Source organism: Thermotoga sp. 38H-to (assembly GCF_011057665.1).
In the GTDB taxonomy this organism is placed as follows: domain Bacteria; phylum Thermotogota; class Thermotogae; order Thermotogales; family Thermotogaceae; genus Thermotoga.
Genome location: NZ_LNFZ01000003.1, coordinates 25,143 through 48,999, shown reverse-complemented (window position 1 = coordinate 48,999; position 23,857 = coordinate 25,143). Strand labels below are relative to the sequence as shown.

General features: G+C 45.7%; 20 protein-coding genes. 8 read left to right on the top strand and 12 right to left on the bottom strand.

Going from position 1 to position 23,857, the window contains the following annotated elements; all coding sequences use genetic code 11:
* Positions 1 to 15: 15 nt before the first annotated feature.
* From uxuA to AS158_RS06650, 5 genes are all read right to left on the bottom strand, one after another.
* Positions 16 to 1,098 carry a mannonate dehydratase gene (gene uxuA / locus AS158_RS06670; RefSeq protein WP_165304769.1) on the bottom strand — a complete coding sequence of 361 codons (1,083 nt, stop codon included), beginning with the start codon at positions 1,096 to 1,098 and terminating at the stop codon, positions 16 to 18.
* Positions 1,095 to 2,714, bottom strand: coding sequence for a D-mannonate dehydrogenase UxuB (gene uxuB, locus AS158_RS06665; protein ID WP_004082564.1), 1,620 nt, complete (start codon positions 2,712 to 2,714; stop codon positions 1,095 to 1,097). Before uxuB ends, uxuA begins: the two co-directional genes overlap by 4 nt.
* A 12-nt stretch (positions 2,715 to 2,726) precedes the next feature.
* Entirely contained in the window at positions 2,727 to 3,746 is a 1,020-nt protein-coding gene (locus AS158_RS06660) for a sugar kinase (RefSeq protein ID WP_004082562.1), read from the bottom strand.
* Positions 3,743 to 4,354 (bottom strand): bifunctional 4-hydroxy-2-oxoglutarate aldolase/2-dehydro-3-deoxy-phosphogluconate aldolase, encoded by a 612-nt coding sequence (locus AS158_RS06655; RefSeq protein WP_004082560.1) that lies wholly within the window; start codon positions 4,352 to 4,354, stop codon positions 3,743 to 3,745. The genes AS158_RS06660 and AS158_RS06655 overlap by 4 nt, the downstream gene beginning before the upstream one ends.
* A gap of 68 nt (positions 4,355 to 4,422) precedes the next feature.
* Positions 4,423 to 5,163: an IclR family transcriptional regulator gene (locus AS158_RS06650; protein ID WP_004082558.1), complete on the bottom strand. Its 741-nt coding sequence runs from the start codon at positions 5,161 to 5,163 to the stop codon at positions 4,423 to 4,425.
* Positions 5,164 to 5,264: 101 nt separating this feature from the next.
* Here AS158_RS06650 and uxaC point away from each other — a divergent pair, with 101 nt between their 5' ends.
* Positions 5,265 to 6,620, top strand: a complete 1,356-nt coding sequence (gene uxaC / locus AS158_RS06645) for a glucuronate isomerase (protein ID WP_004082556.1) — start codon at positions 5,265 to 5,267, stop codon at positions 6,618 to 6,620.
* Between the two features lie 11 nt (positions 6,621 to 6,631).
* Complete coding sequence (locus AS158_RS06640) at positions 6,632 to 7,078, top strand: hypothetical protein (RefSeq protein ID WP_004082554.1); 447 nt, start codon at positions 6,632 to 6,634, stop codon at positions 7,076 to 7,078.
* 46 nt (positions 7,079 to 7,124) lie between these two features.
* Here the strand turns inward: AS158_RS06640 and AS158_RS06635 are convergent, their stop codons facing one another.
* Together AS158_RS06635 and xynA are read right to left on the bottom strand one after the other, a co-directional pair.
* Positions 7,125 to 7,649, bottom strand: coding sequence for a carbohydrate binding domain-containing protein (locus tag AS158_RS06635; protein WP_241241272.1), 525 nt, complete (start codon positions 7,647 to 7,649; stop codon positions 7,125 to 7,127).
* Positions 7,650 to 7,712: 63 nt separating this feature from the next.
* A complete protein-coding gene (xynA, locus tag AS158_RS06630) occupies positions 7,713 to 10,892 on the bottom strand; it encodes an endo-1,4-beta-xylanase XynA (protein WP_165304768.1) in 3,180 nt (1,059 codons plus the stop codon).
* A gap of 318 nt (positions 10,893 to 11,210) precedes the next feature.
* On the opposite strand from xynA, the gene AS158_RS06625 reads away from it, so the two are divergent.
* The 6 genes from AS158_RS06625 to aguA are packed head-to-tail and all read left to right on the top strand — an operon-like array spanning position 11,211 to position 19,403.
* Complete coding sequence (locus AS158_RS06625; RefSeq protein ID WP_038052052.1) at positions 11,211 to 12,197, top strand: ABC transporter permease; 987 nt, start codon at positions 11,211 to 11,213, stop codon at positions 12,195 to 12,197.
* Positions 12,198 to 12,225: 28 nt separating this feature from the next.
* Positions 12,226 to 13,314, top strand: coding sequence for an ABC transporter permease (locus AS158_RS06620; protein WP_165304860.1), 1,089 nt, complete (start codon positions 12,226 to 12,228; stop codon positions 13,312 to 13,314).
* A 13-nt stretch (positions 13,315 to 13,327) separates the two neighbouring features.
* The gene (locus AS158_RS06615; RefSeq protein ID WP_165304767.1) at positions 13,328 to 14,323 is read left to right on the top strand and encodes an ABC transporter ATP-binding protein; all 996 of its coding nucleotides are present in this window, start codon (positions 13,328 to 13,330) and stop codon (positions 14,321 to 14,323) included.
* The gene (locus AS158_RS06610) at positions 14,320 to 15,336 is read left to right on the top strand and encodes a dipeptide ABC transporter ATP-binding protein (protein ID WP_165304766.1); all 1,017 of its coding nucleotides are present in this window, start codon (positions 14,320 to 14,322) and stop codon (positions 15,334 to 15,336) included. The genes AS158_RS06615 and AS158_RS06610 overlap by 4 nt, the downstream gene beginning before the upstream one ends.
* Before the next feature lie 13 nt (positions 15,337 to 15,349).
* On the top strand, positions 15,350 to 17,323 hold the full coding sequence (locus AS158_RS06605; protein ID WP_038052058.1) for an ABC transporter substrate-binding protein: 1,974 nt from the start codon (positions 15,350 to 15,352) through the stop codon (positions 17,321 to 17,323).
* 55 nt (positions 17,324 to 17,378) lie between these two features.
* Positions 17,379 to 19,403 (top strand): xylan alpha-(1->2)-glucuronosidase, encoded by a 2,025-nt coding sequence (gene aguA / locus AS158_RS06600; protein WP_038052060.1) that lies wholly within the window; start codon positions 17,379 to 17,381, stop codon positions 19,401 to 19,403.
* Here the strand turns inward: aguA and AS158_RS06595 are convergent, their stop codons facing one another.
* Genes AS158_RS06595 through AS158_RS06575 form a run of 5 tightly spaced genes read right to left on the bottom strand, consistent with a single transcriptional unit; the run spans position 19,404 to position 23,850 of the window.
* A complete protein-coding gene (locus AS158_RS06595; protein WP_038052062.1) occupies positions 19,404 to 19,991 on the bottom strand; it encodes a hypothetical protein in 588 nt (195 codons plus the stop codon).
* Positions 19,991 to 21,082: an alpha/beta fold hydrolase gene (locus AS158_RS06590; protein ID WP_165304765.1), complete on the bottom strand. Its 1,092-nt coding sequence runs from the start codon at positions 21,080 to 21,082 to the stop codon at positions 19,991 to 19,993. Before AS158_RS06590 ends, AS158_RS06595 begins: the two co-directional genes overlap by 1 nt.
* Positions 21,079 to 21,411: a hypothetical protein gene (locus tag AS158_RS06585; RefSeq protein ID WP_165304764.1), complete on the bottom strand. Its 333-nt coding sequence runs from the start codon at positions 21,409 to 21,411 to the stop codon at positions 21,079 to 21,081. Before AS158_RS06585 ends, AS158_RS06590 begins: the two co-directional genes overlap by 4 nt.
* Positions 21,408 to 23,417, bottom strand: coding sequence for a ferrous iron transport protein B (gene feoB, locus AS158_RS06580; protein WP_165304763.1), 2,010 nt, complete (start codon positions 23,415 to 23,417; stop codon positions 21,408 to 21,410). Before feoB ends, AS158_RS06585 begins: the two co-directional genes overlap by 4 nt.
* Complete coding sequence (locus AS158_RS06575) at positions 23,386 to 23,850, bottom strand: FeoA domain-containing protein (protein WP_038052068.1); 465 nt, start codon at positions 23,848 to 23,850, stop codon at positions 23,386 to 23,388. The genes feoB and AS158_RS06575 overlap by 32 nt, the downstream gene beginning before the upstream one ends.
* Positions 23,851 to 23,857: the final 7 nt, after the last annotated feature.

Here is a 23,857-nt window from a genome sequence, read left to right as displayed (position 1 = left end):
GATGCCCCCTTATTTTCAGCAGTATCTCTTTTTCATTTTGTCGATGGCTTCCCAGAGGCCGAGAATGTAGGTTGCACCGAGTGCCCTGTCGTAGAGTCCATAGCCGGGACGTGCCTTTTCACCCCAGATCAGCCTTCCATGATCAGGACGTATGTACCCTTCGTAGTCTATGTCATGAAACGCTTTCATCACTTCAAAGAGATCGTGAGAACCGCAGAAGGAAGGATGTGCAGTTTCGTAGAAACTCTTCTCACCGGTGAACTTCAGGTTTCTCACGTGTGCAAAGTGGATCCTGCCCATCTTTCCGAAATATCTGATCATCTCAGGTATGTTGTTCTCAGGATTTGCTCCGAGTGATCCCATGCAGAACGTTATTCCGTTGTAGGGGCTGTCAACAGCTTTCAACATTCTCTCTATGTTTTCCTTGTTTGTTATAATCCTTGGCAGGCCAAAAATACTCCATGGTGGATCATCCGGGTGTATTGCGAGTTTCACATCGCATTCTTCACAAACGGGGATAACTCTTTCGAGAAAATAAACCAGGTTTTCGAAGAGTTTTTCTTCATCTACGTTCTTGTAGAGTTCGAAGGTTTCTCTCAGTTTCTCCAGTCTGTCCCATTCCCATCCTGGGAGGACGAAACCCTGAGAGCCCTCTTTCACTCGTTTTATGAGTTCGTCTGGTGTTACCCCTTCGATGAGACGGTGATCGTACTCCATCGTTTCAGAACCATCCGGGAGTTTTTTGTGTAGATCCGTTCTCATCCAGTCGAATACGGGCATGAAGTTGTAGCAGACTACCTTCACACCGGCCTTTGCCAGGTTTCTGATCGTTTCCTTGTAGTTCTCTATATACCTGTCCCTTGTGGGAAGACCCAGTTTTATGTCTTCGTGGACGTTCACACTCTCGATAACTTCGAGTTTCAATCCCGCTTTTTCAACGGTTTCTTTCAGCTTCATTATTTCCTCAAATGGCCAGACTTCTCCCACAGGTATGTCAAACAAAGCCCCTACGACTCCTTCTACTCCTGGGATCTGACGTATTTGTTCCAGTGTCACGGTATCGTGTTTTTCACCATACCATCTGAAGACAAGCTTCATCCATCTTCCCTCCCAACGACTTCTTCGAGTGTTTTCCTCACAGCTCGTGGCCCTGTGATCATCTTCTTGAACAGTTCTTCTATTTTTTCTCCAAGTCCTACTTCGTACAGGTTCACTCTGAAAAGCTGCTGGCTGGAAAGGATCGGTTTCAGATGATCATCCGTGGATTCGGGATCGCCGAATTTTATCTTTGAAACGTAAGACCTCAGGTTCTCAAGAAGGGGATCTGGACTGAGCTGCATTTCTCTTCCTTCATCGTCTATTCCCATGAGGTATCTGCACCATCCCGCTATCACAAGTGGTATGTATTTCAGATTCCTTGGATCCAGATCTGGTCTTTCGTGGTATGCCTTTATAGTTTCGCCGAACCTGATAGGCATCTTTTGAGAGGTATCCGTTGCTATTCTCTGCGGTGTGTCTGGCAGATACGGATTGGGAAGTCTGATGTTTATCACTTCGTTCAAGAATTCTCTTGGATTTATGATACCAGGATCTACCACAACTTTTATTCCCTCTTCTCCCACACCTTCTACAAGTTTTTTCAGGAGGGGGTCTTTCATTTCGTCTGCGATCTTTTTGTATCCCAGAAGGCAACCGAAGATGGCCAGCGCTGTGTGAAGAGGATTGAGACAGGTTGTCACCTTCATTCTTTCTGCCTTCTCAACAGTTTCTCTGTCTGTCAGAAAAACGTTCCTATCTGCTCCTTCGAGTTTTGGCCGGCCGTTCGGAAAGCTGTCTTCTATCACCAGATACTGAGCCCATTCCATGTTTACGAAAGGAGCGATGTGGGTCCTCTTGGATGTCACAAAGATTTCCATTCCCTCTATTCCAAGTTTTTCTAAGTGCTCTTTTATGAATTCTGAAGGACCCGGTACAATCTTATCTATCATACTCCATGGGAAAGCAACGTCTTTTTCCAGATAATCAATGAAATCTTTTTCCACCAGACCGCTTTTAACCCACTCCTCGGAAATTCTTTTCACAGAGCTGTAGAGTTTTTCGCCATTTCTTGAGAAATTATCGAGGCTGAGAAGAGCGATAGGAAGTCTTCCCGCTTTGAATCTTTCGTAAAGAAGTGCAGCCACTTTTCCCATCGATGTTTGGGGTGAGACAGGACCGTTTTTCATGTCCTCCATCACCTGAGGAAAGAGGTTCCCGGCCTGATCTTCTATGTTGTAGCCTTTTTCTGTGATGGTGAGAGAAGCGAGCTGAAGAGAAGGATTTCTGAAGATTTCTTTTGCTCTTTCCCAGTCTGGATGCGAAGGATCTCCCTTGAGAGCTTCCATCACGCTCGCTATGATTCTCTTTTCAAAATCTCCGTCGGGTTTTATTGTGACCGCTATCGATAAATTGTCGTACGGTTTGTAAACTTTGTCTATGACTTCGTAGTCGAAGAGTTCTATCACATTTATACCAGTGTCTTCCTTTCCCTCTTCGAGGAGATTCTGAAGCACTGCCGCAACGAATCCCCTGAATATGTTTCCACCACCGAAATGAACCCATTTCGGTTGTTCTTTTGTATTTTTCTCTACTTCGTCGAGATCGAAATACGGAGGCCTGACACCTATCTTTTCCCAAGCCGCTCTATCTTTTATCGTTTCCCTGTTGAGACGCACGTTTTCACCTCCTTATCTTTCCACTCGACCGGAGGTAGCACCGGACGCGAGTTTCTCTATCTCTTCTATGCTGAGCACCACAAAATCCCCGGGTATTGTGTGCTTGAGACAGGAAGCGGCTGCCGCGAATTCGGCCTTTTTCTGCGAGTCAAATCCCATCAAACTTCCGTAGATGAGAGCTCCTGCAAAGCTGTCTCCGGCTCCCACTCTGTCCACGATATGTATTTCATATCTGTTCGAGAAATGGGGCTGACCATTTTCAAAAACCATGACGGACCAGTAATTCACAGTTGCGGATATGCTTTCTCTGAGAGTGATACCAACCGTCTTGAAGTTGTATTTCCTAGTGACTTCTTCTGCTATCTTCGCGTACGCTTCTCTGTTCAGTTTTCCTGTCTTAAGATCGAGACCTTCAACCGAGATGCCAAGAACTTTTTCTATGTCTTCTTCGTTTGCGATCAGAACATCCACGTATTCCATGAATGGAATCATCACCTTCTGTGCCTCTTCTTTTGTCCAGAGTCTTGCTCTGTAATTTAGATCACAGCTCACCGTCACACCTTTTTCATTAGCGACTTTCAAAGCGTCTTCAAGGATGAGAGGAAGTTCTTTTCCAAGAGGAGGAGTAATTCCTGAGAAGTGGAACCATCTCGCACCATCCAAAATTTTCTCCCAGTCGAAGTCTTCCCTTTTTGCCTCAGAAATGGCAGAGTGTGCTCTGTCGTAGACAACTTTACTCGGTCTCTGAGAAGCCCCTATCTCAAGGAAGTAAATACCTATTCGATTTCCACCTCTTGCTATGTAGTCTGTCTTCACACCGAACTTTCTGAGATGTCCTGCTGCAGCGTCCCCCAGCGGGTTGTTTGGTAGTTTTGTCACAAAGTACGCATCGAGTCCCATCTGAGCAAGAAAAGCCGCTACGTTCGCTTCTGCTCCGCCGTAGGTGACGTCGAAGCTGTCTGTCTGGAAGATCCTCTTATGATCTGGTGGTGAGAGTCTCAACATGATCTCTCCAAAAGTTACCACCTTCATTCTGTGCACCCCCTGATCTTTTCTACGAACGCTTTTGCTTTTTCTCTCACCTCGTCTGGTGTTCCTTTCACAAGCGCACTTCCAACACCAACAGCGAGGACTCCGGCTTTGAACCACTCACACACGTTGTCCAGATTCACGCCTCCAGTGGGCACGAATTTCACATTGGGGAACGGTCCTTTCATCGCTTTTACAAACTGAGGTCCCACCACTTCTCCAGGGAAGAGTTTCAAAATCGTGTGACCGAGTTTCATGGCTTTTACAAGTTCGGTGGGTGTCATCACACCGGGCATGTAGAAGACACCTTTTTCTTTGCAGAATTGAGAGATTTCCTCGTCAAGGTGTGGACTGACGATGAACTCTGCTCCACTTTCTACAGCTTTTCTGCACTGTTCGACACTCGTCACTGTACCTGCACCTATTATGGCACCTTTTTCCTTGAGGAACGAGAGTTCTTTGATGACTGTGTCAGCGTCTGGAACAGTGAAGGTGATTTCGATGAGGTGAACTCCTCCTTCAAAAACAGCCAACGCCTTTTCTTTCGCTTCTTCCACACTGTTTGCCCTCAGCACGGCTACAATCTTGTGTTTTTTGAAGAGCTCTTCCATCTTCATCCCTCCTGATATGTGATATTTAATCATATTTCAAAAAAACAAAAACCATAAATCTGCGGGTTTCAATATCCAAGTTTTCTGGATATTTCTTCTGCCTTTTCTTTGAGTACATCGGAGTATTCTTCTATTTTTTCCTCTGTGAACTTTCGTGCAACCCCGGAAATACTCACTCCAGCCACCGGATATCCGTTGTGATCAAATATAGGAACTCCCACACACATGATACCTATTTCGTTTTCTTCGTTGTCTACGGCGTATCCTCGCTTTCTAATTTTTTCAAGCTCTCTCTTCAGTACTCTGGGATTCGTGATGGTGTTTGGGGTTTTTGGTTTTAGTTCCACAATTTTCAGGTATTCCTTCAATTCTTTTTCGGGAACGAAGGCGAGAATGGATTTACCAGAGGCTGTGGAGTAAAGGTCGACTTTCATACCAAGTCTTGAGACCATAGGAATGCTCTGCTCACCCTCCACCTTGTCTATGTAAACTCCCTCGAAGCCATCTTTCAAAATCAGGTGTACTGTTTCCCCCGTTCTTTTCATGATATCCACGAGATGGTCGTGAGCTATATCCCTAATGTTGAAGCGCCTCAGAACGAATGAACCGTACTCTATCAATTTGTACCCCGGTACGTATCTCTTGTCTTTTTTTCTGAGAACAAACCCTTTCTCTTCGAGAACAACCATGTATTTGTATGCGTTTGAAACGCTCATATTGAACTTTTCGGCTATTTCAGAAACGCTTACATCGCCAGGATTCTTTACGATGAAATCCAGTATTTCGAAGGCTTTTTTGAGGGTATTCAAATTCTCTGCCTCCCTGATTTTCTTCTTTGTCTACAATCAATTATAATAATACCATGAAGATTTTCTTTTTGAGAAAACCATTTTCAAATGGAGGTGGATGTATGTTTCTTGGAGAGGATTACCTTCTGACAAACAGAGCAGCTGTGCGATTGTTCAATGAGGTCAAGGATCTTCCCATTGTGGATCCACACAACCATCTGGATGCGAAAGACATCGTTGAGAACAAACCCTGGAACGATATCTGGGAAGTAGAGGGTGCGACAGATCATTATGTGTGGGAACTCATGAGACGCTGTGGTGTTTCGGAAGAGTACATAACTGGATCGAGAAGTAACAAAGAAAAATGGCTTGCCCTCGCAAAGGTGTTTCCAAGATTTGTGGGAAATCCAACCTACGAGTGGATACACCTTGATCTCTGGAGAAGGTTCAACATAAAGAAGGTAATTTCAGAAGAGACGGCAGAAGAGATATGGGAAGAAACGAAAAAGAAGCTTCCTGAGATGACACCTCAGAAACTTCTCAGAGACATGAAGGTGGAGATCCTTTGCACAACAGATGATCCTGTTTCCACTCTGGAACATCACAGGAAGGCAAAAGAAGCGGTGGAAGGTGTTACCATCCTTCCCACCTGGAGACCAGACAGAGCAATGAACGTAGACAAAGAGGGATGGAGAGAGTACGTGGAGAAGATGGGGGAGCGTTACGGTGAAGACACCTCTACACTCGATGGTTTTCTGAACGCGCTCTGGAAGTCACACGAACATTTCAAAGAGCATGGTTGTGTGGCGAGTGACCATGCTCTCCTGGAGCCATCGGTATACTATGTGGACGAAAACAGAGCAAGGGCAGTTCATGAAAAAGCCTTCAGTGGGGAGAAACTCACTCAGGATGAAATAAACGATTACAAGGCCTTTATGATGGTTCAGTTTGGGAAAATGAACCAGGAAACGAACTGGGTGACACAGCTTCACATCGGTGCTTTGAGAGATTATAGAGACAGCCTTTTCAAAACGCTCGGACCGGACTCAGGAGGAGATATTTCGACGAACTTTCTGAGAATCGCAGAAGGGCTGAGGTACTTTCTGAACGAGTTCGACGGAAAGCTCAAGATCGTTCTCTATGTACTCGATCCCACGCATCTTCCAACGATATCCACCATTGCACGTGCTTTTCCGAATGTTTATGTCGGTGCTCCATGGTGGTTCAACGACAGTCCATTTGGCATGGAGATGCACCTGAAATACCTCGCTTCAGTCGATCTTCTGTACAACCTTGCGGGAATGGTCACAGATTCCAGAAAACTTCTCTCCTTCGGTTCCAGAACAGAGATGTTCAGGAGGGTTCTTTCGAATGTGGTGGGAGAGATGGTTGAAAAGGGGCAGATTCCTATTAAGGAAGCAAGAGAACTCGTGAAGCACGTTAGTTACGATGGCCCGAAAGCTCTCTTCTTTGGATGAGGGGGGAAATTATGAAAAAAATTTTCAATTACGTTTTGGCCTATCTCTTTCTTGCAGTGACGAGTGTTCTTGGATTTTACGTGATATTCATGGAAGGTAGAAGATTCTTCTTCACCTTGCTTGGACTCACAAGTGCTCGTTTACAAACCATAAACGCTGTGGACAAATTCGTTGTGATAGTTTTGGGCATCGCGTTCCTTGGATTTTTCATATTCAGTGAGAGTTACTTCAGGAAAAAAGTGGAAAGTAGTATGAAGGATCTTCTAAGGGCGGTTCTCACAGTTTCAGGAATCCTCATGTTTGTTTGGGCAGGGTTTCAGGCTCCATTTTTCTTCTCGGTCGGTTATAAGTTGGGATTACCGGAAATCATCATCTACCTCCTGAAGCTCATCGGTGGATCTCTTCTTATTTTCGTTTCCTCCAGATATTTGAAAAATGAGTATCTACACAGTGTATGAAGAATAACCCCCCGCACGAGCGGGGGTTGTTTTTTGATGTCTCAGCTCATTGAGATTGAGCAGGATCGTACACAACCGAAACAGTGGCGTTGTTACCTGACCAGCCCTGTTCTGTACCGTCTTCGAAATCAGTTTTCAAAACAACTTTGCCACTCTCATCTTTGATCACGAAGTCGTCGAGGTAGAAGGTGATACCGGGGGTCTGAGGTTCGATGTAGATGTCCGAGGGATTTCCATCAGAGGAGTTCAACGTGTAGGTTGCCTCGATCGTCACCCATGTTGCGGGTAGCACTTCTCTTCCCCAGAATATGGATTTGTACTGATTTGTTGTTGTCTTCAACGTGAGGTTGAACTTCACAGATGTGGCTTCTTCGTGGTAGATTCTGACGCTGTAGGTGTAGGTTGCATCTGCGTTGATGTAGTTCCCAATACCATAGAACCATGCCGTTTTCCAGCCTTGATCACCCGTTTCTACCTTTAGAACCTTGTTCAATGCTCCTCCCGTACCAGGTGCAGAGACACATCCTGAAAGGATGATCAGAAAAGCGAAAACTCCCTCATCAAAAACCATTTCTTCATGATCTATCTACCCCCTTAAGATTATGATCAAATAAGGAGGGGGAAATCTCCCCCCTCACTTGATGAGCCTGAGGTTACCGAACTTTGAAGGATCTCTCCAGCTGTTGTTTGTGGGATCGCTCCAGGAGATGATACCGACCCTCTGCCCTTTCTCGTTCGCATCGTTCACCTGGATGTTGAATCCTATCACCGTGTTCGGTGTGGGTTTGATCGTCTTCCACTTGATCGCTGCCTCAACTATGTATCCTCCTTCGATCAGTTTCACCGCTGTCTTGAACCTCGCTGGACTTCCTCCCGTTCCAAACGTCTGCTCGTTCATGTAGTTCACCCTGAACTGTGCGTCGTCGTCTTCGTAGTATCCTGTCTTGTGGTTGTTCTCGTCGATGAAGATCTCCACGGAATCCTGTTCCCACGGGTTGCTGTTGTCTTTGTTCAGAACGGGGTCTTTCACGATCGCAAGTACGTACAGGTAGTTCTCGTCCCAAAGCATTCTCACTTTTGCTGTCGCATTCTTGTCAAGCGATCCCATAGCCACCGCTTTCGTCTCTATCTCCTCTGTCGTGTTCCAGATCTCGTCTATCTCTCCATCGATGACCGGTGTTCCGTATTTTGCTGTCGCTACCATTATTCCTTCGAGTTTCAGCGTTCCGTAGTTCATCGTGTTCGTCTTCTGGCTGTTCGTCGTGTCGCTCCAGCTGTACCACTTCCCGTCGTCTATCACCGCAGCGTCGAATCCTATGTAGCTGTCTTTCTTGAACTCTACATCCGGCAGTGTGATCGACATCTCGAAGCTGTATCTTCTAAAGCCAGGCCCAACGAATTTCTTCACCTGTACGTCTTCTCTGTTGACCTCCGTCTTCCAGTTTGTCCACAGCACAGCGTAGGTGTCATCAGGCTGCAGATAGGGTGTTCTTTCGTTGTTCGGGTTGATGAATATGGCCACTCCGTCTTCTGCTGGTTTTTTCGTCTTGTCCTGTACCTCTCCGTAGATGTAGATCGTGCTGTCTTTCCACACCGCCCTGATCGTTGCCTTCACGTTCCCTTCTTCGTCAAGGATCTCTATCGGCTTCGACATCAGGTACGAGTCATCCATCATCCCCACTACCACAGCCTCGCCTTCGGAGATCCTGCTTTCTTTTGGAAGTGGTGGAAGGACCTCAGGTGCCACTATCGCCCAGTAAGCGAGTTTCGCCTGGTGATCTTTGTCGAAGATGAGCGGCCAGTCGTTTCTTCTTGTTGCTCTCCAGGAGTAATCGTCCTTGAGACCCCAGAATGTGACGTTCGTGATCACGTTGCTGTACTTCTTGAAAATCTCAAAGAGCTGCATCATTTTGTGAGCCTGTTCGATGAGTGCCGTCCTCGGTGCCTCTGGGTAGTTGGAACTGGAATCTCTGTAGACACTCATATCGAGTTCTGTGATGTGAATTTCTATACCGGGTATGGTGCTGAACTTTTTGATGGCCTCTTCGATCTGTTTGATGTCTGTTGCAAGACTGATGTGACACTGCATCCCTATCCCATCGATGAGCCCCTTCTCTTTGAGATCCTTCACAAGATTGTAGATGATATCTCTCTTTTTGGGTTCGAACGTGTTGTAGTCGTTGTAGAAGAGTTTTGCATCCGGATCTGCTTCTCTTGCGAATTTGAAGGCGAGTTCTATGTAGTCAGGTCCCATGATCTGGTACCACGTGGATCTTCTCATCCCATCCGGTTGATTCGGATCGACCGCTTCGTTCACCACGTCCCATGCGTAGACTTTTCCTTTGAAGTGTCCGACAACGGTGTGGATGTACTCTTTGAGTCTTTCCGTCATCGCTTCTTTGGAGAGGAGGTTTCCGTTTTCGTCTTTGAAGAACCAGTCGGGTGTCTGGCTGTGCCACACAAGAGTGTGACCTCTTATGACCATGCCGTTTTCTTCAACGAACTGAACGTATTTGTCTGCCGTTTCAAACCTGAACTTCAACTTACCGTTTTCGATGCCTGCGAGCAGGCTCTCTGGTTTCATCTCGTTTTCTGCGGTGATGCTGTTGAAGTGTTTCGTGATGAGTTCTATGTCCTTCGGGTTGAGGAAGACCTTGGACGGCAGTGCAACTCCGACTCTGAAGTAATCTTTCAGTACTTCTTTCAGAGCAGGTATCTCTTTTTCAGGTTCCATTTCAATCTTTATCTCTGCGGAAGTTGTATCCACTATCTTCACGTCGTCTACGTAGAACTCGAGAGTTGGATTTTGAGATTCGAAGTAAAGCGTGAGATCTTCCACGGTAACTCCGGCCGGGATCGTGTACGTTCCAGAGAGCTGTACCCACTGACCAGATGGTACAGTAGCTGATTTTATCCACTCATACTGTGTGTTCGCGTCGGATGAGTACTTTCTCTGCATCGTCATGATGATCGTTTGATCTTGACCGGAGTTCTGATAGACCCAGGCTTCAAAGGCGTAAGTTTTTCCTGTTTTCAGAATTCCTTTCAGGTTGATCTGGGCACCCTGCCAGCCCTTCTGTCTGTTGGAGATAAAGAGTGAACTCTTACCTGAATGTGCTACTTCAGATGAGACTTCGATGTTCACGTCTCCTCTGGGTTGCCAGTCTCCAACACCGCTTTCAAAGGATGTTTCATAGATGACCTTTGGGCCCGATTCTTTTGGAGCAAGTACCTGAACCTTGTCAAGGTAGAAATTGAAATTCGTGTTTTTAGACGCTACAATGATGAGAGAATATTTTGCGGGTGTGCCTTCGAACGTGGGTGAGAACGGTACTAAGATCTCTTTCCAGTGATCTGATACGACAACCTTGTCGAGTATGACGTCGTACCTCTCTCCCTTCTCATCTTCTGTTCTCGCGACTACGTTGAACAGCTGTGGAGCATCAGAAGATTGATAGACCTGGAAGGAAAGAAGGTAATCTGCTCCGGATTTTACCTTTCCGGTCAGGTCGATTTCTACCCCATCCCATGGGGAGGTTCTGTTCTCGACCTTTAGAGAGTACTCACCATCTGCTGCTACATCCTGAGAAGCTGTGAGAACAACGTCTTTTCCAAATGGGACCACACCTTCTGTTGTTCCTTCAAAACTCAAAGCAAGAACTGTTTCGAGAGAAAAATCTCCCTTAGAGGAGGCTTCTTTCCCGAAACTCAGAACACCCGATGCTGCCAGTACGACACCGAGAAAACCCGCTAAAATCCCCACCAGTACGGCGGTTGAAACATCCAGAAGACCCCGTCTCTTCCTGACTTGCATAGATTCACACACCTCCCTGCATAAAATTAACCAACCTTCTTTTGGGAAATTATATCACCCTAAAGTTATTTTTTGTAAAGAAAAAATTGGGCTTCTTCGATAAGAAATTATACCATTATTGTGAAAGGAACTTTCAAATTAGAAAAACGAAGATATTCTGCAATAATTTCTGCTATTCGAAGTTAATGTGGTGTAATCGCCGTTAATGGTGCTTGATTTCTTTTGATGTGATAGTGTAGAATTCATTCCAAGAAGGAACGATGTAACCCGCGATTGTAACTTCTGATTTCGAAAACAATTTTCGAGGAGGTGTACTGGGTGCTCGCTTATATAGCAAAACGAGTTCTCTACGCCATTCCTTTGTTGTTCGTTATCTCTATTGTTTCTTTCATCATCATCGAACTTCCTCCAGGAGACTATCTCACCACATATGTTATGACGCTCAGGCAAAGTGGAGAGACCATCGATCAGGCGGCTCTGGAAGTTCTGAAGAAAAGGTATGGTCTGGACAAACCAGTGATAGTCCGATACTTTTACTGGATCGGCAACATCATTACGAAAGGTGACTTCGGATACTCTTTCATGTGGGAAAAACCTGTCAGTGATTTGTTGAATCAGAGAGTCTGGTGGACAATACTGATATCCATTCTTTCAACGGTTTTTGCGTGGGTTTTCGGATTTTTGATAGGTGTGTATTCAGGTACGCATCAGTATTCTATTGGTGATTATGTTTTCACTGTTCTTGGTTATATAGGACTCGCCACACCTAATTTCCTCCTCGCTCTGATTCTTTTGTGGTTCATGTTTGTAACGACCGGTGTTAGCTTGGGTGGGCTCTTTTCTCCAGAATATGCCGTTGCTCCCTGGTCGTGGGCCAAATTTGTTGATCTCTTGAGGCACATCTGGATTCCTGTTGTTGTTTTGGGAACGGGAAGCATGGCCGGTCTCATAAGGGTTTTGAGAGCGAATCTCCTTGATGAAATAAACAAGCCTTATGTGGTTGCAGCGAGAGCAAGAGGGGTACCTGAGAGGGAGCTCGTCTGGAAATACCCGTTGAGAGTTGCCGTCATTCCTTTTGCTTCCACTGCTGGATGGGCACTTCCTCAGATAGTCTCGGGAGCAGTTGTAACGGGTATCGTTTTGAACCTTCCCACGGTTGGTACGCTTCTTCTTGACGCACTCACTTCCCAGGATATGTACCTTGCAGGGAGTCTCGTTTTGATACTGAGTGTCTTCACGATCATAGGAACTCTCATATCCGACATCTTACTTGCCTGGCTCGATCCCAGAATAAGATTTGAATGAGGTGATAGGTGTGTGGAAGAGGAAGAAGATGGACAAAACAGAAGAACTGTATCTTGCTTCAGAATGGAAGTTGATGTGGTGGAGGTTCAAGAAAAACAAACTCGCAGTTATTGGAATGGTGATTCTCGGAATACTCTACGTTCTTGGTATTTTCTGCGAATTCTTCTCACCGTACGATCCAAACAAGATCTTTGCAAGATACGTATACGCTCCTCCACAGAAGGTTCACTTCTTCCATGAAGGAAAATTCATAGGTCCCTTTGTTTATGGATACAAAATGGAAAGAGATCCAGAGACGTTCAGAAGAATCTACAAGGAAGACAAAACGAAGATATATAAAATAAAGCTCTTTGTTCACGGTGACAAGTACAAACTCTGGAACACGTGGGAATCCGACGTTCATTTCTTTGGAGTAGAAGAAGGTACTATCTTCCTTTTTGGAACTGACAGACTCGGAAGAGATGTCTTTTCCAGAATCCTTTACGGTGCCAGGATCTCCACCACAATAGGACTGGTAGGTGTTTTTCTCAGCATGGTTCTTGGGATCATCATAGGGGGCATATCTGGATACTACGGAGGAAAGATCGATAACTTCATCCAGAGAACTATAGAGTTTCTGATCAGTATTCCAACCATTCCTCTCTGGATGGCACTGGCTGCGGCGCTTCCAAGGTACTGGTCACAGATAAAGGTGTACTTTGCCATCACCGTGATCCTCTCATTGATAGGCTGGACAGGGCTTGCGAGAGTCGTGAGAAGTAAATTTCTCTCGCTCAAAGACGAAGACTTCGTTGTAGCTGCAAGGCTTGCTGGAGCTTCGGAATGGAGGATCATTTTCAAACACATGCTTCCATCTCTGACGAGTCACCTTATAGCTTCTGCCACGCTTTCGATACCCGGGATGATACTCGGTGAGACTGGGCTCAGCTTTCTGGGACTGGGACTCAGACCACCTGCGATCAGCTGGGGTGTTCTTCTACAGGAAGCACAGAACATAAGAACTGTCGCTCTCTATCCATGGCTTCTGATACCTGGTCTCTTTGTGATCATCACTGTCCTTTGCTTCAACTTCGTCGGTGATGGTCTGAGAGACGCCGCTGACCCATACAAGACATGAAGGGAGGAGAGTCATGGAAAAGGTTCTTGAAATAAGAGATTTAAGAGTTTATTTTGATCTCACTGAAGGAACAGTAAAAGCGGTTGATGGAGTTTCGTTCGATATTCGAAGGGGAGAAATACTGGGTCTCGTTGGTGAAAGTGGTTGTGGCAAGAGTGTCACGGCACAGTCCATACTGAGGATCCTTCCAAAAAGCGCTCGAATAGTTAATGGAGAGATTGTGTTTCACAGAAATGGGAAAACGTTAGATCTCACGAGACTCGATCCTGAAGGTGAAGAAATAAGGGATATAAGAGGGAAGGATATATCGATGATTTTTCAAGAACCGATGGCCTCTTTTTCCCCTGTGTACACAGTTGGTGCACAGATGGTAGAAGCGATATTACTTCACGAGAACATTTCAAAGGAAGAAGCACGAAAGCGCGTTGTAGAGATGCTCAAAAAGGTGAAGATTCCAAACGCCGAGAAGGTAGTGGATATGTATCCTTTTGAACTCTCCGGTGGAATGCTTCAAAGATGTATGATCGCAATGGCTATGTCTCTGAATCCCACGTTGCTTTTAGCGGATGAACCCACGACTGCTCTGGACGTGACTATACAGGCACAAATTCTTTATCTAATGAAGGAACTTCAAAAGGAGTACCATTCTTCGATCCTTCTGATCACGCACGATATGGGAGTCGTGGCCCAGATGGCAGACAGAGTAGCTGTGATGTACCTCGGAAACATTGTGGAGACGGCAGAGGTCTTCGAACTCTTCAAGAATCCGCTCCATCCTTACACACAGGCTCTGCTGAGATCCATTCCGAAGATTGGAATAAGGAAAACGAGACTCGAGACCATAAAGGGCATGGTACCGGATCCGTACAATCTTCCAACAGGTTGCAGGTTCCACAACAGATGTGAGAAATTCATGAAAGGATTGTGTGATGTGAAAGAACCTCCCGAGGTAGAGGTAAAACCCGGCCACAAAGTAAAGTGCTTCCTTTATGGAGGGGAAAAAGAATGAAACTACTCGAAGTGAAGGGACTGAAAAAGTACTTCCCGCTGACGAAGGGTTTTTTCAAGAAGGTAGTAGGTTACGTCAGAGCAGTGGATGATGTCAGTTTCGATATAAAACAGGGTGAAACTCTCGCACTGGTGGGAGAGAGTGGGTGTGGAAAAACGACGACAGCCAAGAGTATCCTCAGAGCGATAGATCCCACAGATGGAGATGTTATTCTTCATCTGGATGGAAAGGACGTGAACATAGCAAAGCTCTCCAGAGATGAACTGAAACCCTACAGAAGGTATATGCAGATGATCTTTCAGAATCCTTATACCTCTCTCAACCCAAGAATGAAGGTCAAAGAGATCGTTGGTGAACCACTTCTGGTGAACGGTATAGCGAAGGGAAAAGAACTGGAAGATCGAGTGGCAGAGCTTTTGAAGGCGGTTGGATTGAGACCGGAGTATATGATAAGGTATCCGCACGCTTTCTCTGGCGGACAGAGACAGAGAATCGTTATAGCAAGAGCAATCGCTCTGAGGCCAAAACTGGTGGTGTGTGATGAACCGACATCTGCGCTGGATGTTTCTATAAGAGCACAGATACTGAACCTTCTGATGGATCTTCAGGAAGAGTTTTCTCTCACCTATCTCTTTATCACACACGACCTGAGCGTTGTGGAACACATATCTGATAGAGTTGCGGTGATGTACTTAGGAAAGATCGTGGAGCTTGCCAGCACCGAGGAGATATTCGAAAATCCAAAGCATCCATACACGGAGACGCTTTTGAGGTCCGTTCCAAAGCCTGATCCGGATTTGAGGGAAGAACTCGTTCCAATAGAAGGGGAGGTTCCAAATCCGGCGAATCCTCCATCAGGATGTTACTTCCATCCAAGATGCCCTTATACAAAAAGTATCTGTAAGGAAGAGTATCCCGAGTTCAGAAATCTTAGAACGGAAGACAAACCACATTACGTGGCCTGTCATTTCGCCGAAAGTTTGAAATTGAGAGGCGTGAAAATCACTTTGTGAGGGGGTGTTAGTTGTGAGAAGGTTGTTTGTCTTGTTGTCACTTGTGCTCTTGGTTGTTTTTGTTCTTGCTGCCAACGACACATGGGTCTTTTACGCAACACCGGAGGAGTACTACAAGGTTACAGGAAAAAAGATTACTGAGTACCACGAATCACCGATGCTTGCCAAACTCGTCAAAGAAGGAAAACTTCCACCCGTTGAGCAGAGGCTCCCGGAGGAACCGCTCGTGGTTCAGCCTGTTGAGAAAGTTGGACAGTTCGGTGGTACCTGGAGAAGGGTCTGGAAAGGGCCTTCTGACAGGTGGGGCATTTCCAAGCTCATCGAAGTGAAACTCGCGTTCTGGGACAAAGAGGGTGGAGAGCTCGTTCCGGGGCTCGCAAAGAGCTGGGAAGTTCTGGAAAACGGAAGGGTATACATCTTCCATTTGAGAAAGGGTGTGAAGTGGTCTGATGGAGCACCGTACACGGCCCACGATATTGTGTTCTGGGTTAATGACATCGTAGGAAACGACGATATCACACCTTCGAAACCCGACTGGTACAACATTGGCGTGAAAGTCGAGGCGCTCGACGACTACACGGTGAAGTTTGAATTCAGCAAGCCTTACGGATTGTTCCTTCTGAAAGTTCCATACGGTGGATTTACCGGAGCACCAGCACACTATCTGAAACAGTTCCATCCAAAGTACACACCGATGGAAGAAATAGAGAAGAAGATGGTAAAGGGCGTGCACAACACCTGGGTGGACCTCTTCAACGATAAAAACGACTTCCTTGAAAACACCGAGCTTCCAACACTCTCACCGTGGAAGCCTATCACCGATCCAACGGAGCAGTTCTACATACTCGAGAGGAACCCGTACTTCTGGGCGGTTGATATCGAAGGTAACCAGCTTCCGTACATCGATTATGTGCGGCACGAATACGTCAAGAACGACGAAGTCATACTCCTGAAGGCGATCTCCGGTGAAATCGATATGCAGTGGAGACACATCGGGGGACTGGGAGCGGGAGCAGGAAACTTCACACTGCTCATGGAGAACGCCCAGAGTGGAGGATACAGGGTGCTGAAATGGATCGCTGCGAACGGTTCTGCCAGCAGAATCTCACTGAACTACGCTCACTCCGACGAGGTGATGAGGAAAGTCTTCAACGATGTGAGGTTCAGACAGGCTCTTTCACTCGCTGTCAACAGGGAAGAAATCAACGAGATCCTCTTCAACGGTCTCGCTGAGCCGAGGCAGGCATCTCTCGTGAGTGGATCCCCGTACTTCGATTCCGAATGGGAAAAAGCGTACGCAGAGTACGATCCAGACAGGGCGAACAAACTTCTCGATGAGATGGGATTGAAGTGGGATAACAAGCACGAGTACAGACTCTTACCGGATGGTAGACCGCTCCGATTCACAATCACCGTGACCGGACAGTTCCATGTTGACGTCTGGACGATGGTAAAAGAATACTGGAAGCAAATAGGTGTCTGGGTAGAAATCGAGAACGTTGAAAGGTCTCTCTTCTACGAAAGAGCCGATGCTGGTGACTTCGATGCGATGGTGTGGAACATGGATAGGGCCGCTCAACCACTCTCTTCACCGATGGTTATCTTCCCGGGTTCCGAGGACATAGCAGACTTCTGGTACATAGGATGGAGTGACTGGATCTCGTACTACATCGACAAGAACATAAGAGGCGTGGAACCCGAAGAAGTACCCGAAGGATCTGAACCACCAGAAGTAGTCTACAGACTTGTCGATCTGTACTACCAGATAGCCTCCACGCCGAATCCCGATAAAATCAAAGAGCTCATGGCAGAAGCGACGAAGATCCATAGAGAAAATCTCTGGATGATAGGAACCGTCGGAGAGGACCTTTCGCCTGCCATAGCGAAGAACAACTTCAGAAACGTACCGGAATTCCTCGTAACGGACGATGTGTTGAGAACGCCTCTGAATGCCATGCCGATGCAGTTCTTCATCGAACAGAAATGAATCAGAGCCCCCGGCAAACGCCGGGGGTTTCAAAACTTTCAAGGAGGGAGATGCTGTGGACTACAGGATGTGCTGGCTGGAGTACAGAGGTCTACCAGCTGACGTTGCCAAAAAACTCAAAGACTGGTTTTCAAGTGTTTCCATTCTGGAACCCGGTTCCTCAGTTTTGAAAGATGAGATCAGAAGGTTTTCTGAAAGATCGATTGGTATCACTCCCGGATTTTATTCCAGACCTCTGAAGAAAGAAAAATACATCATGGTGGGGTGTTTGGAATCCCTTCCCATCAAGTTCGATGAGAATCTTGGTGAGGAAGGTTTCATACTGAAAACGATCGAGTGGAACGGTTCGAAAGTCCTGATTGTAACTGGCGAGACGGAGAAGTCGCTTGTTTACGGGATTTTTGATTTGATGAAGAGAATAAGACTCGGCGAGGATATTGAAAAGATGAACGTCCTGGAGAAGCCGAAAGCGAAATTTCGTATGCTTAACCACTGGGACAATCTCGATGGAACGATCGAGAGAGGATACGCAGGGAGCTCCATTTTTTTCAAAGACAACAGAATTATCATAAATCAGAGGACGAAAGACTACGCCAGACTTTTAGCCTCAATAGGTATAAACGGTGTTGTTGTAAACAATGTGAACGTCAAAAAGCGAGAAGTTTATTTGATAGATTCTATCTATCTTGAAAAATTGAAGAAATTGGCCGATATCTTCAGAGAGTATGGAATTAAGATCTATCTAAGTATAAACTTCGCTTCTCCTGTTTATTTAGGGGGACTGGATACAGCCGATCCTCTCGACGAAAGAGTGGCTCGCTGGTGGAGAGAAAAAGCGAAGGAAATATACGATTATATTCCGGATTTTGGAGGATTTCTTGTCAAGGCCGATTCTGAGTTCAATCCTGGACCGTACATGTTTGGAAGAACGCACGCAGAAGGTGCAAACATGCTTGCAAGGGCATTGGCACCGTTCGGAGGAGTAGTAATATGGAGAGCTTTCGTTTACAACTGCCTTCAAGACTGGAGAGATTACAAGACGGACAGAGCAAAGGCGGCCTATGACAACTTCAAACCTCTTGACGGGCAGTTCGATGACAACGTGATCATTCAAATAAAGTATGGTCCTATGGATTTTCAGGTGAGAGAACCTGTCAACCCGCTTTTCGGGGGGATGGAGAAGACAAATCAAATCCTTGAGCTTCAAATCACGCAGGAATACACAGGTCAGCAGATTCATCTGTGCTTTTTAGGAACCCTCTGGAAGGAGATACTGGAATTCGACACGTTTGCTAAGGGTGAGGGTTCTTACGTGAAGAGAATCGTGGATGGAACTCTCTTTGATCGCAAAAACAATGGTTTTGCCGGAGTATCAAATGTTGGCGACAGTGTTAACTGGACGGGTCACGATCTTGCTCAGGCGAATCTCTATGCGTTCGGAAGACTCTCGTGGAATCCCGATGAAGAAATCGAAAGGGTAGTTGAAGAATGGATAAAACTCACTTTCGGTGATGATGAAAAGGTTCTGAAAAATGTTTCATACATGTTGATGAAATCCCACAGAACGTATGAGAAATACACCACTCCGTTCGGGCTTGGATGGATGGTAAATCCCGGTCACCACTACGGTCCAAATCCGGAGGGATACGAATATTCGAAATGGGGCACTTACCACAGAGCCAACTGGGAAGCGATCGGTGTCGATAGAACTTCCAAAGGCACTGGTTACACCCTTCAATACCATTCACCGTGGAAGGAGATATACGATGATATCAACACGTGTCCTGAGGATCTTCTTCTTTTCTTCCACAGGGTGCGATATGATCATCGTTTGAAATCCGGGAAAACACTTCTCCAGACGATGTACGATCTCCACTTTGAAGGAGTTGAGGAAGTAGAAGAATTCATAAAAAAATGGGAGGAACTGAAAGACAGGGTACCATCGGATATTTTTGAGAGAGTGAAAGAGCGTCTTCACATGCAACTCGAGCACGCGAAGGAGTGGTGTGATGTAATCAACACGTACTTTTACAGGAGAACAGGTATCCCTGATGAAAGGGGAAGAAAGATATATCCATGATCAGGTTGCTCCACCTTGTTGATGTATGATTTCCCATCCGAAATTGTCTATGTAGAAATCGAGTGTGGCAGGTTCCGAAGCACATACACCGAGTAGGTATTTTTCGATGTTGTCAAGATCAGGGACGGTCGTGGTACCTTCCACGGTCGTCCATTCATTTTTCTTCAAAAGAGCCGTGGCTATCGGTGTGAGTGAGGTGCTGTCGCTGGTTTCTTCATAGATGTTCATAGTGACAGTCGCCTGGTCTTCTCTGGTTTGAAGTATGTCGATATAAAACTTAACGATGTCTCCTTTGAAAGCTTTTCCTTCAAGGAGCTTCTTTAGATCGAACCACACGCTGATGAAACCGGTGACATCTGTTGAAGCAGGAGAAACGTAGAGAACAGTTCCGTGTTGATCGGCATCGGGTAAACTATTATCTACTACAGTAGTGATCGTTGATTCCGAAGATTCTTCCGGGTCAACAAACGTCATTAGTGTTTCCTCCGAAATCTCTCCGGTACCTGGTGGTGTTTGAAAACTCGTGGTCAACATACATCCAGCAAGGATAAGACTGAACAGAACAGTGGAAACCCAAAGAACTTTCATTACAATCCCCCCTTCTTTGAAATCACCTCGTTTTCCAGTACCCTAAAAAGAATATATGAGAGCCCCTCAAGGATTATGTCTTTCTTTTTGTAAAGATCTTCATGGTCGGCGTCGAAAACGAGCGCATTTCCTCCGTATGAGGCACTTTTGTACGGTACCATTCCATCCGTCTCTTCGAAATCATCTTTCATTGTGGAAATGCTACTTGCGAGAAGTTTCAAACCGATCAATCCCAGTGTGTCCCATGCAGATGTTGTCATGATGTTCAGAAGAATTCCTGGAATACTTTCTACACTGTTGAGGGAAACAGTTCCGACAAGATTCACAAAGGGAATTGTTGAGAAATCCAGTGGTTTTCTCTTCCAGAGAAGGTATTTGTAACCCGGGGCGTACGTTGCACTGAACCCCGCATAGGATATTAGAAGAGCTGCCCTGAGATTTTCTGCAGTCTTTTTGTCTATGAGGAACTCTTCTTCATATCGATCCGGATCAGTGAACAGAACGTTGGCAAGCGGACTTCCTAAATGAGGTGTTCCCGCAAAGATTATCCCTTTCACGTTTTCAGGGTGCTTGGCAGCGATATGTTCCGCTATTATTCCTCCCATGCTGTGTGCAAAGATGATGATGTTTTCCATGTTTTTTGTGAAATCGATGAATCTTTCGGCTGACTTTTCCGGATCTGCAAGAAGAGTTGGGTAGATGAACAGGTAGACGTTTATTCTCAGTCTTTCTCCTATTTCCTCGAACACCTTCTCAATCTCTTTCTTGTACTCGGTCATCTCACCCGTGTATTCCCTTGGATCCATTCCGTGTATCACTACGAGATTGAGAGAAGAACCTTCTTTGTATATTTCGACGAGTTTTTCCTCTGGTTTTTGCCATTTTATCACCTTTCCAATGACCGTGGCGTTGGTTTCGAGAAGGGGAGGGTTGTATGGATCGACGGTTCCGTCGTACACCATCCTGAATATGCACCAGTTCCCAGCGTAGTACTCCACCACATCGTAGAGTGTGGGTGTGGATTCCAGAATGATGTTGAAGCCAAACATTGGTACACCAAGAAGAACAATCGCAACCAGAAAGAATCTCATTCTGATCTCATCCTTTTCTTGAATATCATGAAGAGTGCCATCAATCCCGTTAGAAAGAGGGTGTAATGTCCCGCTGACAAGGTGATTCTTTCTTCTTCAAGAATGGGTCTCAAAAACCCTGTCAGGTACTCAAGAAAACTCATTCCAGCGAAGAACAAAACGATGATACTTCCAACGAACAGATGCGCACGGTACTTTTCTTTAGATGTTTCGAATTGTCCCGCAAGGAAAACGAGTGAAACAACTCCTAAGAAGATTCCAAACAAAAGATCGATCTTCATGTAAAGAATACCAGAAATCAGCGCCAAAATGAACATCAGAACGTTCATATGAGCATCACCACCAGTTTTCCGGTATAAAGTATGATCAGGGACAATACGTACGCAACTGCAAAGGAGTACCCTATTGAGAAGAGAGTCCACTTCAGGCTTCCCGTTTCAGAGTATATGGTTGCGACGGTTGCGAAGCACGGTATGTACGCCATGACGAAGACAAGGAACGCTATGGCAGACACGGGGTCCATTTCCGCTGACAGAGCTTCTTTTGCACCCAGAAACGTTTCTTCCTCGAATCCATAGAGCATCGACATAGTCGAGACAACAACTTCCTTCGCTACGGCCCCGTAGAAGAGCGATGTCACTATCTTCCAGGAGTATCCAAAAGGCTTGAAGATCCACTCCAAGGATTTTCCTATCATCGCGGAGAAGCTGTTCTCAATGTCTCCACCTGCTGGGAAATAACTCAAAACCCAGATAAGAATGGCAGAAACGAATATGATCGTTCCGGCTTTTTTCAAAAAGTGTTTTCCTCTGTTCCAGGTGTAGATATACAGATTTTTGAGTGTTGGCATTCTGTACCTCGGTAGCTCCAGAATGAGTGGCGAAGTTCTTCCCCGATAGAACAGCCAATTTATGACAACCGATGAAAGGAGAGTTATCAGAATGCTCAGGGAGTAGATCAAAAAGAGCATGGCAGCCGAATATTCTGGGAAAAAGATTCTCAGGATGAGAAGGTAAACTGGAAGTCTTGCACTACAACTCATGAACGGGGTGATGAGAATCGCAACGAGCCTTTCTTTTGGGTCATCGATGGATCTGGTGGCCATTATGGAAGGTACGTTACAGCCGAACCCAAGTATGAGAGACATGAACGCTCTGCCGCTCAGCTTGAATTTTTCCATGATTCTGTCCATCACGAACGCGGCTCTGGGAAGATACCCGCTTTCTTCCAGAAAACCGAGTGCGAGGAACATGGCAAAGATATTGGGAGTGAACACCAGAATACTTCCCACTCCACCGATTATTCCATCGGATATCAACGATGTGAAAGCGTTCTCTCCAAAAACGCTGACAACAGCAGACCCTAACTGGGAGAAGAGCAGATCCAGCAAATCCGAAAAGACCTGTGCGATGTCAAAGGTGAATTTGAAGACGAGATACATGAGGGCAAAGAACAGTGGAAACGAGAGGAATTTGTGGGTCAAAACATGATCTATGGCTTCAGACAGAGAGAGAGATTTTGATCCTGCATCCGCGAAGGCCTCTTTCACCACATTCTCAACGTATTCTCTTTTTCTTTTTGATATGAGAAGACGATAACCGATTCTTTCTTCCTCACTCAGTTCCGGAAGTCCCAGCTTCATACCTTCCGAATAGAATTCCTGGTCTCCTGAGAGGTATTTCAAAGCGAAATACCTTGGTTTTATTCTCGTTTTTTTGTCTTTGAGGAAATTTTCTACTTTTTTTATCTCAGATTCTACTTTTTCTCCGTAGTTCAGAATCATTCTGTGGAGAATCGTGTTTTTCTGCGCGTACTCCACTATTTTTTCCTTGAGTTCTTCCAGACCCTCTCCTGTGACTGAAGAAGTGAAAACCACCGGGATTCCCAGGTGTTTCTGAAGTTCATAACGATCGATTTTTATTCCCAGTTTTTTAGCTTCGTCTATGGCTGTCATGGCAAGGATCACCTTTTTCTCCATTTCGAGTATTTCAAGGAGAAGATAAAGACTCTGCTCTGGATTGACCGAATCCGCAACGACAATTACAAGATCGGCGTCACCTTTCAGTAAATAATCGCGGGCGATTTTTTCGTCTATTGATGAATATCCGAGCGAGTAGGTTCCAGGGAGGTCTATCAGATTGATGGTGTATCCTTTGTATGTGAAGATACCTTCTTTTTTCTCGACTGTCACACCGGGCCAGTTGGCGACGTACTGCTTTGTGCCGGTCAGAGCATTGAAAAGGCTTGTCTTTCCAACGTTTGGACATCCCGCGAGAGCAACTTTCACGGTTTTTTGAGAAGTTTCACTTCTGCGAGTGGGACTTTTCACCGGCATCACTAACCCTCCTCACCCATATCTTGGCTGCTTCACCGTATCCCAAATCTATTTCTCTTCCTTCTATGTAGTATCTCCCTCCCGAAATCTGGATTTTCTTGCCTGGATCGATTCCAAGATTCTTCATTCTGAGGAGAAATCTCCTGCCAACGTCTAATCTGGTTATCTCATAAGTTCCATCATCTGCGAGGATCAGAGGTAATTCCTCATCTACAACTTCCACTTCTATGAAATCTGCTTCTTTTTTTCTCAATGTGATGTTCCTATTCCCAATCTTGCAAACGAGAGGATCTCCCAGGGGAGCGACTTGAACGATTTCTATTTCTTCACCTGGAATGAATCCTATTCCTACGAGTTTTTCGTGTAGTTCCCCAGGAACTTCAAGTCTTTTTATTCTTGCGCGAACTCCTGGTACGAGTTTTGAAAGTTTCACAGCCTTG

What these genes read in the sequence shown, in the direction of transcription:
- uxuA (WP_165304769.1), bottom strand. Translation starts at nt 1,098, where the DNA reads ATGAAGCTTGTCTTCAGATGGTATGGTGAAAAACACGATACCGTGACA.
- AS158_RS06660 (WP_004082562.1), bottom strand. Translation starts at nt 3,746, where the DNA reads ATGAAGGTGGTAACTTTTGGAGAGATCATGTTGAGACTCTCACCACCA.
- AS158_RS06655 (WP_004082560.1), bottom strand. Translation starts at nt 4,354, where the DNA reads ATGGAAGAGCTCTTCAAAAAACACAAGATTGTAGCCGTGCTGAGGGCA.
- uxaC (WP_004082556.1), top strand. Translation starts at nt 5,265, where the DNA reads ATGTTTCTTGGAGAGGATTACCTTCTGACAAACAGAGCAGCTGTGCGA.
- AS158_RS06640 (WP_004082554.1), top strand. Translation starts at nt 6,632, where the DNA reads ATGAAAAAAATTTTCAATTACGTTTTGGCCTATCTCTTTCTTGCAGTG.
- AS158_RS06635 (WP_241241272.1), bottom strand. Translation starts at nt 7,649, where the DNA reads ATGGTTTTTGATGAGGGAGTTTTCGCTTTTCTGATCATCCTTTCAGGA.
- xynA (WP_165304768.1), bottom strand. Translation starts at nt 10,892, where the DNA reads ATGCAAGTCAGGAAGAGACGGGGTCTTCTGGATGTTTCAACCGCCGTA.
- AS158_RS06620 (WP_165304860.1), top strand. Translation starts at nt 12,226, where the DNA reads ATGGACAAAACAGAAGAACTGTATCTTGCTTCAGAATGGAAGTTGATG.
- AS158_RS06615 (WP_165304767.1), top strand. Translation starts at nt 13,328, where the DNA reads ATGGAAAAGGTTCTTGAAATAAGAGATTTAAGAGTTTATTTTGATCTC.
- AS158_RS06610 (WP_165304766.1), top strand. Translation starts at nt 14,320, where the DNA reads ATGAAACTACTCGAAGTGAAGGGACTGAAAAAGTACTTCCCGCTGACG.
- AS158_RS06595 (WP_038052062.1), bottom strand. Translation starts at nt 19,991, where the DNA reads ATGAAAGTTCTTTGGGTTTCCACTGTTCTGTTCAGTCTTATCCTTGCT.
- AS158_RS06590 (WP_165304765.1), bottom strand. Translation starts at nt 21,082, where the DNA reads ATGAGATTCTTTCTGGTTGCGATTGTTCTTCTTGGTGTACCAATGTTT.
- AS158_RS06585 (WP_165304764.1), bottom strand. Translation starts at nt 21,411, where the DNA reads ATGAACGTTCTGATGTTCATTTTGGCGCTGATTTCTGGTATTCTTTAC.
- feoB (WP_165304763.1), bottom strand. Translation starts at nt 23,417, where the DNA reads ATGCCGGTGAAAAGTCCCACTCGCAGAAGTGAAACTTCTCAAAAAACC.